The following is a 2,667-nucleotide window of genomic DNA, read 5'->3' as shown; positions in this document are numbered from 1 at the left end:
GCATTGAACACACCCTGCAAACGCTGGGAGAGAAATATCCGACGGGACCGGATGCCGAGGCGGGAGAGGGGAGAAAGAAAATGATCGACCTGCTGTCTCGTGCTGTCGGCGCGATTATTTTGTCGCGTGCCTGCCCGGATGGTTCTGCACTCGCGGATGAGATCCTTGAGGTTTGTCGCGCTGAAATGTTGGCTTCGTTGCCGGTCGATGACGTTGAACCGGTGTTGAAGGAAGATTAATTCAAAGCGTGAACGGCCTATTCGCGCGATCAAAATACGCTACACGGTTTTTTTGACCCATTTGATTTGAGCGGGATTTGTAGAAAACCAGCTAAGAAATTTAGCTATATATTAGTTTTGCTATCCTCTTTGCGGTCAGTCATGCGTCGTCTGAATAAGGAAACTTCTATGACTACTGCACATGTTTTCATCGCCATCAGTCTAGATGGCTATATCGCCAGGTCCGACGGTGACATTGACTGGCTATTGCAGCGCGATGATCAGAGTGAGGATCACGGCTACCTGGGCTTCATCGCCGATAAGGATGCTATCGTGATGGGGAGGGGGAGCTATGAGAAAGTGCTGACCTTCGACACTTGGTTCTACGACCTGCCAGTAATCGTGTTGTCTCAACAGTTGGCCGATTCACAGGTGCCTAATGCGCTAGAGGGAAAAGTGCGTTTTTCCAACCTCACTCCTTCAGACCTGCTGGCGGAACTGGCGAGGCAAGGTGTGCATCGAGTCTATGTCGATGGCGGGCAATTGGTGCAGTCATTCCTGCGTGACGGGTTAGTCGCCGATATGGTGATCACCACTGTTCCCGTGCTGATTGGGTCGGGAAGACCATTGTTCGGGGCCCTTACGCAGGACATTGAATTGAAGCTAGTAAATAGCCGGTGTTTTCCTTCCGGTCTAGTGCAGTCAACCTATCAGTTGGTTCCTTGATTTTCCGGAGGGAGGCCCGATCCAAAACGCTGGGCGCTCTGGTCGCCAAGATGGCCAAGGAGCATGCTACATTGCGGCCGTAGCGCCGGAGCTGGCAAAGCATGTTTTCAGCCATATCGACCAGCGCGCCGAATCCGATATGAACCTACTGACGCGTTTGGCACGTGAACTGGGCGCCGTGGCGAAGTCGGTCGACGGTCGCCTGGTAGTGGTGCCCAGGGGCGTGGCTCAGATCGACCATGTCCATCACTCGGCCGCTGACGCCTGGAATGGTCGCCGAGGGGCGGATCGATATGCGCAACCATCGCGCCAGCGCGAACAGACTTTGGCAGGTCGAGTCGGTCATGCATGTCATTGGTTCGGGCGGGGTGTCATCGTCGGCGGCGGAATGTGTGACGCCAGCGTGAGGCCGTCGGGGGAGATCAAGGGACCTACTCGGCCACCGTACGCGGCCCCATGCCGCCCCGAGAAGGAGTTCCAACGCTTGTCTTAGCAGTTGATGGTGATCTTGCAGGCGCCGGTCTTGTAGTCAGGGTTGTCTTTGTGGCCGCAGCCCTGCAGCCCGAAGGGGGGTCGGGTCGAGCCATGGCGTACCGGTGATGACCAGCTTGGTTAACGCCGTAGTCGGAATCTTTGCAAGCTCCGCTCGCTTGAGAAACCTCCCGAGTCACCTCGAAGAGCATAGAGGCTTGCCCTGTAGAGGGCCGTTCTTCGAGAGCAACCAAAACTCCGGATTTTTTTATAGGCCCATTCCCAACCCCGAGACTTGGTCTTTTCGGCAGGTGTTAATTTCACTTCAGAGCCTCTAGCAGTGGAGTTTGCCGGGATCATAGCAATGTGCCTCTGTTAGAAAAGCGTCAAATAATAACCTTTCATGTATCAGGGTTAATACATATCCGGCGCTTGGTCTGTAGGAGGAAAAAACACGCTGAATACTCGGTTTTTTGGCTGGTGCTTAAGGGCAGGGGCAAACTAGGGGCTTGGGGGTCAGGTCGGCAGAACGCCTGGAAGGGAGGGCACTACTGTCGGAAAATGTACAACCTCGTGTCCCTCGTCCCGGTCTACCTTGTCGCGATCCAGCAACCCGGTGTAATGCGGGTTGTCGCCTTGATCTGCCGACCAAGTGTACTTGTACACCAAGTCACTCTTCGTGATTACAGCCATGTCCCTTCCTCGAGGTGACGGGCAGACAATTCTACGCCATCTCGAAGTTCTAGCGGATGCAGAAAGTTTCGCAATGTCACCTCGTCATTCTCCTGCGGTGGCTTGCGCAAAACCTCCTCTGGAGGCCGCGTGTTTCCGTTTGCATAAGCACAAAAAATCGAATGTTTTGCCACTCTTAAAGGTGGTCATATTCGTTCTAAAACAATAGCTTAGGTCGTTACAGTCCCCGGCATGAGGTGCTAGGGGTCGAGTGTTCGAATCACTCCGTCCCGACCATATTTCGTGAGGAGATCAAGCGCTTAGTGGCTTGGTCCCCCTTCTCGTTTCAGGTCTACGCAAAACTACCCAGTGATTTCGCTGATATTCAGATCCGGTATCGCCTCAGGCCGGACGATTTTCTCGTGGTCCCGCTGGTAGTTTTTGGTCATGCCCTCGCTCGCGTGCCCTGCGATCTTCTGTCCATCGTTTCCGGCGTTCTTCCACAGGTGCAGCGACAGCGCCCGCACTTCATGGAAGCTCGGCACCTCCTCCGTGCCAGAGCCGCTACATACGTCAACCC

Annotated in this window: 1 protein-coding gene and 2 pseudogenes; 2 read left to right on the top strand and 1 reads right to left on the bottom strand. The window is 54.6% G+C overall.

Annotated elements, in window-relative coordinates; all coding sequences use genetic code 11:
* Nucleotides 1-239 (top strand): annotated as a pseudogene (locus AC1DLB_RS27115) (TetR/AcrR family transcriptional regulator); the annotation flags it as partial.
* 168 nt (nucleotides 240-407) lie between these two features.
* On the top strand, nucleotides 408-944 hold the full coding sequence (locus AC1DLB_RS27110; protein WP_018927610.1) for a dihydrofolate reductase family protein: 537 nt from the start codon (nucleotides 408-410) through the stop codon (nucleotides 942-944).
* Nucleotides 945-2,449: 1,505 nt separating this feature from the next.
* Here AC1DLB_RS27110 and AC1DLB_RS27105 read toward each other — a convergent pair.
* Nucleotides 2,450-2,667 (bottom strand): annotated as a pseudogene (locus AC1DLB_RS27105) (integrase); the annotation flags it as partial.

Source organism: Pseudomonas sp. 05N434 (assembly GCF_056396965.1).
Note: the sequence above shows the minus strand (reverse complement) of the source record. Positions and strands in the feature narration are given on the sequence as shown.